The following is a 9,445-nucleotide window of genomic DNA, read 5'->3' as shown; positions in this document are numbered from 1 at the left end:
TTCTCGAACATCACCAGCGCATCGGCATCTTCGTTAATGGCACCCTGTAGCTCGGTACCGGTGTAGCCAATGGCTTCCGCGTTGACAAAAATGGTCGGGATACCAGCGTTGATCATGGTTGCCTTGATCGTGCCAATACCAGGCACCTCAAGATCGTCCACTACGTTGCCGGTCGGAAACATCGCGCCGCCTTCGCCATCTTCATCAGAGGCGGGATCCATAAACTCAACAGGGATTTCCGCAGCCGGAAAGGTCACGCCATCAAGTTCGAAGTCACCGGTCTCCTGTACTTCACCGTCTGTTACAGGCACATGAGCAATAATGGTTTTGCCAATGTTTGCCTGCCAGATACGCACGGTCGCCATCCCGTTTTCAGGAATACGACTACTGTCGATCAGGCCGTTACTTATCGCAAAAGGGGCGACGGCGGCGGATAAGTTGCCACAGTTACCGCTCCAGTCCACGAAAGGCTTATCGATGGACACCTGACCGAACAGATAGTCGACATCATGATCCGGCTTGCTGCTTTTCGACAGAATAACGGTTTTGCTGGTACTTGAGGTTGCGCCGCCCATACCATCGGTATGTTTAGCGTAAGGATCCGGGCTACCAATTACCCGCAGCAACAGCTTATCCCGCGCGGCGCCAGGCACCTGCGCGGCTTCGGGCAAATCTTCCAACCGGAAGAACACTCCCTTGCTGGTGCCGCCACGCATATAGGTGGCGGCTATCTTGATTTGCGGAGTATGTGCCATAACTCAGACTCCTGCCTGTTCAAGGAAATCTTTGGCAAAGCGCTGCAATACGCCGCCAGCATCAAAGATATTCACTTCTTCAGCAGTATCTAAGCGACAGGTAACCGGAACCTCAACCTGTTCGCCGTTAGCCCGGTTAATAACCAGGGTCAGGCGCGCTCGCGCGGTCGGCTCGCCAAGCACATCAAAGGTTTCAGTACCGTCGATGGCAAGGGTATGCCGGGTTACACCCGGATCAAACTCCAGCGGCAACACGCCCATACCAATGAGGTTGGTACGGTGAATACGCTCAAAGCCTTCGGCGGCAATGGCTTCAACACCCGCCAGGCGCACGCCTTTGGCCGCCCAGTCGCGCGATGAACCCTGGCCATAATCAGCGCCAGCAATGATAATCAGCGGCTGTTTGCGTTCCATGTAGGTCTCAATAGCTTCCCACATGCGCGTCACTTTGCCTTCAGGTTCGATACGGGCCAGTGAGCCCTGTTTCACCTTCCCGTTCTCCTGCACCATTTCGTTCAGGAGTTTGGGGTTAGCGAAAGTCGCGCGCTGTGCGGTCAGGTGGTCACCACGATGGGTCGCGTACGAGTTGAAGTCTTCTTCCGGCACGCCCATCTTCGCCAGATACTCACCGGCAGCGCTATCCAGCATGATGGCGTTAGACGGCGACAAATGATCCGTGGTGATGTTATCGCCCAGTACGGCAAGCGGACGCATCCCCTTAAGGGCGCGTTCACCGGCTAAAGCACCTTCCCAATAGGGAGGCCGGCGGATATACGTACTCATCGGACGCCAGTCATATAACGGGTCGATTTGGTCACCAAAATCAACTGACAGGCTGAACATCGGGTCGTAAACCTGACGGAACTGCTCAGGCTTTACGCTCTGCTTCACAATAGCGTCAATTTCCGCATCTTCCGGCCAGATGTCTTTCAGCGTAATCGCATTGCCCTGTTTATCATAACCAAGGATATCTTTTTCGATATCAAAGCGAATCGTGCCAGCAATTGCGTAAGCGACTACCAGAGGTGGTGAGGCCAGGAAGGCCTGCTTGGCGTACGGATGAATCCGGCCATCGAAGTTACGGTTACCGGACAACACCGCTGTCGCGTATAAATCGCGGTCAATAATTTCTTGCTGAATCACCGGATCCAGCGCGCCGCTCATGCCATTACAGGTGGTACAAGCAAAACCGACTACACCAAAGCCCAGACTTTCAAGTTCCGGCAGCAGGTTAGCTTCTTCAAGGTACATCTTGACGGTTTTTGAGCCCGGCGCCAGCGAGGTTTTCACCCATGGCTTACGCAACAAGCCTAATTTATTGGCATTACGCGCAATCAGACCTGCCGCAATCATATTGCGCGGGTTACTGGTGTTGGTACAGCTGGTGATGGCGGCAATAATGACGGCACCATCAGGCATTTTGCCTTCCTCGTTTTCAACGACACCGGAAATACCACGGGCGGCCAGCTCAGACGCAGGCAGCAGCGCATGCGGGTTGGATGGGCCAGCCAGATTGCGCCGTACAGAGGACAGGTCAAACTTCAGTACACGCTCGTACTCAGCAGTTGTCAGGCTGTCAGCCCATAGCCCGGTATGGCGGGCGAATTCTTCTACCAGCTTAACTTGCTTATCATCACGGCCAGTCAGCTTCAGGTAGTCGATAGTCTGCCCATCGATATAGAACATCGCTGCAGTAGCACCGTATTCCGGCGTCATATTGGATATGGTCGCGCGGTCGCCAACGGATAAATTCGAGGCGCCCTCGCCATAAAATTCCAGATAGCCCCCAACCACACGCTGCTTACGCAGAAACTCAGTAAGCGCCAGCACCAGATCAGTACCCGTAATACCTGGCTGTAATCTACCGGTCAGCTCTACACCGATGATGTCTGGCAGGCGCATGTACGAAGCACGGCCAAGCATCACGCTCTCCGCTTCTAAGCCGCCAACGCCGACCGAGATTACGCCAAGGGCGTCGACCATAGGCGTGTGACTATCGGTGCCGACGCAGGTATCAGGAAATGCCACATTGTCACGGACCTGAACAACAGGGGACATTTTTTCCAGATTGATCTGGTGCATGATGCCATTCCCTGGCGGGATCACATCAACGTTTTTAAATGCCGTTTTGGTCCAGTTGATAAAGTGGAAGCGATCATCGTTGCGGCGGTCTTCAATCGCCCGGTTTTTATCAAAGGCATCGGACTCAAAACCAGCATGCTCAACTGCCAGCGAGTGATCAACAATCAGCTGGGTTGGCACCACCGGGTTCACTTTAGCAGGATCACCGCCCTGCTCCGCGATTGCATCGCGCAGGCCAGCCAGATCAACCAGTGCGGTCTGTCCAAGGATATCGTGACAAACCACGCGTGCGGGATACCACGGAAAATCCAGATCGCGCTTACGCTCAATCAGCTGCTTCAGACTGTCTGTCAGCATGGACGGCTCGCAGCGCCGGACCAGGTTTTCAGCCAGGATCCGCGAAGTGTAAGGTAGCCTGTCGTACGCGCCAGGCTCGATAGCATCAACTGCTTCACGGGCATCATAATATTGCAGTGAGGTACCCGGCAGCGACTTACGAAAATCTTGATTCATATTATCGCTCATTAATTGCAGGAACCGACCGGGCTTCAGGACCAATATAGTCAGCACTCGGACGGATAATACGGTTGTTTGCGCGTTGCTCTTTCACGTGCGCAGTCCAGCCACTCACCCGTGACATTACGAAGATTGGTGTGAACAGCTTGGTCGGAATGCCCATGTAGTGGTAAGCAGAGGCATGGAAAAAGTCGGCATTCGGGAATAACTTCTTCTCGCGCCACATGACTTCTTCACAACGTACAGAAACGTCATACAGACGGGTGTCGCCAAACTCATCAGCCAACTTCTCAGACCATTCTTTGATGATGGCATTGCGCGGATCATTATCGCGATAAACCGCGTGACCAAAGCCCATAATTTTGTCTTTACGCGCCAGCATCGCCAGCAAGGTCTGCTCGGCGTCTTCCGGTGATTTCATGTCTTCAATCAGTTCCATCGCCGCTTCATTCGCGCCGCCGTGCAATGGCCCACGCAGCGAGCCGATCGCACCGGTCACACAGGAATGAATATCTGATAAAGTTGAAGCACAAACGCGCGCGGTGAAGGTCGAGGCGTTAAACTCATGCTCCGCATATAGAATCAGTGAGGTGTTCATCACCGCGCTATGCAGCTCTGATGGCTCTTTATCATGCAGCAGCCGCAGGAAATGCGCACCGATGGAATCATCATCCGTTTCAGTTTCAATGCGCACGCCATCATGGCTGAAGCGATACCAGTACAACAGAATACTTGGGAAAACTGCCAGCATCCGCTCAATGGCTTTATCTGCTTCACTAAAGTCAGCTTCCGGCTCCAGGTTACCCAGCATTGAGCAGCCAGTGCGCATTACATCCATCGGATGGGCGTCAGCAGGGATACGCTCCAGCACATCTTTCAGTGCCTGTGGCAGCCCGCGTTGCGATTTTAACCGTGCTTTGTAGTCAGTCAGCTGGCTGCTGTTGGGCAATTCGCCGTGGGCCAGCAAATAAGCAACTTCTTCAAAACTGACTTTGTCGGCCAGTTCTTTGATGTCATAACCACAATAAGTCAGGCCTGAACCCGTTTTACCTACAGTACATAGTGCGGTCTGTCCCGCTACCTGGCCACGTAAACCAGCGCCACCTAAAGCTTTATCTACCATTCTCTACTCCGGTAATTAGTTGTTATAAATTATCTGTTGATTATTTCTTGTTAAACAGCTGATCGAGTTTGGCTTCAAACTCGTGATAATTCAGAAAATCATACAGCTCCATGCGGGTCTGCATGGTATCGATCACGGCTTTCTGATCGCCCTGCTCCAGAATGCTTTCATATACATTAAGAGCGGCTTTGTTCATGGCACGGAAGGCGCTTAGTGGATACAGCACCATATCAACCCCTACTTTCGCCAGTTCATCTTTGTTGAACAGTGGCGTTGCACCAAATTCAGTGATATTGGCCAGCACCGGTATATCCAGCGCTTTAGTAAAGGCTTCGTACTGGTCCAGGGTATGCACCGCTTCAGCAAAAATCGCGTCAGCGCCGGCATCAGCGCAGGCTAAGGCGCGCTCAATGGCTGCATCCAGGCCATTTTGCTGCAGAGCATCGGTACGGGCCATGATAAAGAAAGCTTCGTCGGTGCGCGCATCAACAGCCGCTTTTACCCGATCAACCATTTCCGCCTGCGAAACAATTTCTTTGTTCGGGCGATGGCCGCAACGCTTCTGGGCAACCTGGTCTTCAATATGGAATCCGGCGGCACCTGAACGGGTCATTTCTTTTACTGTACGGGCGATATTAAAAGCGCCGCCCCAGCCGGTATCTGCATCAACCAGCAAAGGCAGGTCTGAAGCACCGGTAATGCGGCGGATATCTTCGCAAACATCATTCAGAGAGGTCATGCCCAGGTCCGGCAACCCGAAAGATGCGTTCGCAACGCCAGCACCGGAAAGGTACAAAGCCTTATGCCCCACGCGCTCTGCCATCATGGCGGTGTAAGCGTTAATGGTACCCACAATCTGGAGTGGATTTTCCTCGGCTATTGCCTGACGCAGTTTAGCGCCCGCACTTTGCATATGTGTCATTGTTACTTTCCTAATTGGTTCAGTTGAAATTCAATATTACGGCGGGATGCGCTGATATGCCGGCGCATCAGAAGATCGGCGAGCTCACCATCGCGGTTGGCAATCGCCTGAATAATTGCTTTATGTTCATCAAATGCGCGCGATACCCGCGGGCCATTCATACCCAGCTGCACCCGGTACATGCGCACTAAAAAATAGAGTTCGTCGCAGAGCATATTAATGAGGTAAGGGTTTTTGCTACCCAGAATAATACGATAATGGAAATCCAGGTCGCCTTCTTCCTGATAGTAACTTTCGCCTTCCCTTACCCGCTGCGAGGTCAGGTGCTGGTCCAGCAGGCCCCGCAATTCATCAATTTCGCTGTCGCTCATCTGTTCAGCTGCCAACCGGCAGGCAAGCCCTTCGAGCTCCTCGCGGATCTGGTAAAGCGAGATTAGTCCGTCTGTCGACAAGGTAACCACCCGCGCGCCAGCGTTTGGCGTACGCTCAATCAACCGGCAGCGCTCCAGTCGCGCCAGGGCTTCGCGCAACGGCGCCCGGCTTACATCAAAGCGGCGCGCCAGATCCAGTTCACTGATTTTACTACCGGCGGCGATATCACCCTCTACAATCGCGCGCTGAATTTCCAGCAGTACGCGATCTGAGGAGGTTACCGGGCTTCGCCAAAGGGGACTCTTAACGCTCATTTTTGTCGACAGAAGTTTGAATGAGGCGTCATTTTAATGACTGAAACGCCAGTTAGCAAGACTAACCAGGACAATATTGTCGACAATCAGCAGTTGACTAAGGTTAAGATCAAGATTACTCGGTGGCCTTCTCAACGCTTTTTTTAGCAGAGAAGTCATGTTCGAGGAAAACGTCCGACAAAATCTGCTGCTCCATAAAGTTGCGCTTATCCGCGCGCACCGGGAACCGCACGATCAGGTGAATCTCACCAGCTGATGGAACCTGCAAGGTAACGCGCGGGTCAACGGAAGGTACATCAACCCCTTTAATATCACTTAATCGCGCCATGTACTTCCTGGCCTGTTCCAGATAATCCTGACAGTTACGCACAGCAGCTTCCTGAAATTCCAGCCGTGCTGCCCGCCAATTGTCTTCTCGTTTAAAAGGTACGACAAAGACATGTAGCACATAGTCGTGGGTAAAGCTTTCGTTGATTACCGGCTCTGATACGAAGATAGAATTTGGGATAACCGTCATGCGCCCGGTTCGCGAATGCGTTAGCTTGCCGGGCCCGACTTCAAGGATAGTCGTGGCTAGCAAATTCTGGTCAATTACATCGCCCCGGAAATCTTTGACCTGGATGCGATCGCCAATACTAAAAGCGCGCGCCCCTGATTTGATTATCGAACCAATCACACAAAGAATAAGTTCTTTGGTAGCCACCACAAAGGCAACGGCAATGGCAACAATAGACAACGCCAGGGTACGAAGCTCCTGTGCCCAGATGAGCGTAAGCCCCAGCAACATAACCAGCAGTAAACCATTACGGGTCTGTACCATCCAACGGCGGCGTAAATCGCTGGAGAGGACTGTCCGGCGAATAAACCGCGCCAGCAGCGCCCGCGACACAAACACAATGACAATAAGCAGTATTGATGCCGCTATCATGCGCGCGCCGCTATCCGGTAATTGAATCGAATTCAGAAAATCTTGAATGCTCGTCATCATAGGTTGTTAAGCCAACTCTCAACAGGGCCAGGTTTATGCCTATTAGGATAGACCTATTTGCTACGCTTTTAAATGCATTCTATTGACTATACTTATCGGCAAGTATGTATTTTTTAATCATTTTTTAGAACCTCCCAGGGAGCGATATGACAGTGAACTTGCCACAGTGGCTACCACTAACGTTCAACCATCAGGTAACGACCATCCTGTTGCTGGGGCTTATTCTGTCGTTAAGCATGCTTGCTGATACGATCGCCAAGCGCACCCGAATTCCCCGTATCTCGTTGTTGGTTCTGCTCGGCCTTGGCATTGCCTTGGTACAGCAGGTGGTATTAGGGCAACAAGCAGGTACGTTACTTGGCGAGCTAAGCGAGCCGCTCATTCAACTGGCACTGGTTATGGTCGCATTTTTGCTGGGCAGCGAATTTACGATAAAACGCATTCGAAATTTAGGGCCCGTCATTCTTTTAGTTTCACTTACCGTGGTCTTCTCCGGTTACCTCTTTGTCGCCCTAGGGCTATTGGCATTGGGTTTTCCTGTTTTGGTGGCCGTCGCGCTGGCAGCAATATCTGTTGCGACCGACCCGGCAGCCGTGAAAGAGTCAATCGAGGAAGATGATACGCAAGGGCTGACCAACAAAGTACTGCTCGGGGTTGTCGCTGTCGATGATGCCTGGGGAATTATTATCTTTGGCGTGAGTATGGCTGTACTCGGCCTGATGATTAGCAGCGATCCCGCCGCGGGGCTTATACATGCAGGGTGGGAACTGGGCGGTGCGGTTTTACTGGGAACTATCATTGGCTTTCCCGCTGCCTGGCTGACCGGGCGCCTGAAGCCCGGCAAACCCATACTTATTGAGGCACTAGCACTGATGCTACTGCTCGCCGGACTATCCTCACTGTTAGGGGTGTCGGAACTGCTAAGCTCAATGTTCGCAGGGGCAGTGGTTGCTAATGTGTCGCGACACCATACCCGCTCGTTTAAAGAAATCGAACATATCGAATGGCCTTTTCTGGTGTTTTTCTTTGTCCTGTCGGGCGCCAGCATCGACCTCTATCAACTCGACGATGCACTTTTCCTGTTAACAGCCTATATAGCCTTACGCGTTATCGGTCGGCTCATTGGTGGCCTTGCGGCGGTGCGCTTGCCCTTTTCCGATCAGGCCCGGAAGCTACCGGGCGATATTGGCCTTGCGTTGACTCCCCAAGCCGGTGTAGCCATAGGTATGGCCTTATTGGCAGTCGAACGCTTTCCCGACACCAGTCAACTCATCTTGCCGGTGGTCGTTGCTTCAACGGTATTATTTGAGCTCACTGGCCCGGTCCTGACCCGACGGGTATTGCGCTAGTCGAGAGATTTTTTCAGCGCTTCCAGTTTGTCCTCCAGCTCGTCAATCTTATTCCGGTACTTAACCTCAGCCTCTCCACTCGCTTTTTTCACTTTGGCTTTAAGCTGATCAAGTTCGGCGCGCCATTCTTCAATTTGCGCTTCATACTTTTTCTCATAAGCTTCTTTGTCGCTCATCACAGACTCCTTTTTATGAAAATTACTCACTCTCTGATAACCATAGTCGAAATTATTTCGCTATGCCGCTTATAACGCTATGGCAGAAACACAACTAGTTGATTTATGCTATGCTCATAACACGTCATAAAAACAGGAGTAACATGATGTCTTTGATACGTTTAATGATTTTTGCAACGGTTGTGCTTTCGGCCAGTCTATTCTTAAGCTCGCCGGCACATGCTGAGCTTGAATGGAAGCTTGACGAAACAGCGTCGGTGTTGAATTTCGTTTCCGTCAAAAACGATCATGTCGCTGAGCTTCACCGCTTTAATGAGCTAAAGGGGACCTGGATCGGCGAGAAACTGACTATCCAGATCCCGGTTGAAAGCCTGGATACCCAGATTGAGATTCGCGATGAGCGGATGTTGGAGCATCTGTTACACGCTAACAAACATCCGTTTATTACTGCTGAAGCCAGCATCCCACACGCCAGTGTATCGGATATTCCAGTACTAAGCACAGTACCGCTGGAAGTTGACCTGCAAGTATTTATTGCCGGTGAAGTACAGCCTGTTAGTGCTGTAGTCCAGGTTACCCGTATCGAAGTCGATCGGTTTCTTGCCACGACTGCCGAACCCGTCCTTATCAGCACCAAAGCTTTCAAGCTGGTTGAGGGCGTGAACAAGCTGCGGGAAATCGCTAATCTGCAAGCCATTGACTATGTAATTCCGGTTACTTTCAGCGTGCAGTTTGAGCGTCAACCGCCGCAGTAAGATCGCTCTCGTTCAGCTATCATTCTGTAATAAAAAAGATGTCCGGCTTAACAGGCCGGACATCTTTTTTTATTGAGCTTTACTGATTGACCT

Annotated in this window: 9 protein-coding genes; 2 read left to right on the top strand and 7 right to left on the bottom strand. The window is 51.8% G+C overall.

The features are described 5' to 3' along the window. The 6 genes from prpF to R3196_RS04655 all read right to left on the bottom strand — a co-directional run. Positions 1-755, bottom strand: a 755-nt coding sequence (gene prpF, locus R3196_RS04680) for a 2-methylaconitate cis-trans isomerase PrpF (RefSeq protein WP_318935496.1), incomplete at its 3' end; no start/stop codon positions are given. 3 nt (positions 756-758) lie between these two features. Beyond that, positions 759-3,350 (bottom strand): Fe/S-dependent 2-methylisocitrate dehydratase AcnD, encoded by a 2,592-nt coding sequence (acnD, locus tag R3196_RS04675; protein ID WP_318935495.1) that lies wholly within the window; start codon positions 3,348-3,350, stop codon positions 759-761. Position 3,351: 1 nt separating this feature from the next. Beyond that, a complete protein-coding gene (prpC, locus tag R3196_RS04670; protein WP_318935494.1) occupies positions 3,352-4,476 on the bottom strand; it encodes a 2-methylcitrate synthase in 1,125 nt (374 codons plus the stop codon). Positions 4,477-4,516: 40 nt separating this feature from the next. Beyond that, a complete protein-coding gene (prpB, locus tag R3196_RS04665) occupies positions 4,517-5,398 on the bottom strand; it encodes a methylisocitrate lyase (protein ID WP_318935493.1) in 882 nt (293 codons plus the stop codon). Between the two features lie 2 nt (positions 5,399-5,400). Then, a complete protein-coding gene (locus tag R3196_RS04660) occupies positions 5,401-6,084 on the bottom strand; it encodes a GntR family transcriptional regulator (RefSeq protein WP_318935492.1) in 684 nt (227 codons plus the stop codon). Positions 6,085-6,199: 115 nt separating this feature from the next. Then, the gene (locus R3196_RS04655; RefSeq protein WP_318935491.1) at positions 6,200-7,012 is read right to left on the bottom strand and encodes a mechanosensitive ion channel domain-containing protein; all 813 of its coding nucleotides are present in this window, start codon (positions 7,010-7,012) and stop codon (positions 6,200-6,202) included. A 206-nt stretch (positions 7,013-7,218) separates the two neighbouring features. Between R3196_RS04655 and R3196_RS04650 the strand changes: the two genes are divergently transcribed. Further along, positions 7,219-8,421 carry a cation:proton antiporter gene (locus tag R3196_RS04650; protein ID WP_318935490.1) on the top strand — a complete coding sequence of 401 codons (1,203 nt, stop codon included), beginning with the start codon at positions 7,219-7,221 and terminating at the stop codon, positions 8,419-8,421. Here the strand turns inward: R3196_RS04650 and R3196_RS04645 are convergent. Next, positions 8,418-8,597 (bottom strand): hypothetical protein, encoded by a 180-nt coding sequence (locus R3196_RS04645; protein WP_318935489.1) that lies wholly within the window; start codon positions 8,595-8,597, stop codon positions 8,418-8,420. The genes R3196_RS04650 and R3196_RS04645 overlap by 4 nt on opposite strands. A gap of 143 nt (positions 8,598-8,740) precedes the next feature. Here R3196_RS04645 and R3196_RS04640 point away from each other — a divergent pair, with 143 nt between their 5' ends. Continuing rightward, positions 8,741-9,352 (top strand): YceI family protein, encoded by a 612-nt coding sequence (locus R3196_RS04640; RefSeq protein ID WP_318935488.1) that lies wholly within the window; start codon positions 8,741-8,743, stop codon positions 9,350-9,352. Positions 9,353-9,445: the final 93 nt, after the last annotated feature.

The sequence above is a fragment of the Pseudidiomarina sp. genome (genome assembly GCF_033722695.1).
Lineage (GTDB): Bacteria > Pseudomonadota > Gammaproteobacteria > Enterobacterales > Alteromonadaceae > Pseudidiomarina.
Note: the sequence above shows the minus strand (reverse complement) of the source record. Positions and strands in the feature narration are given on the sequence as shown.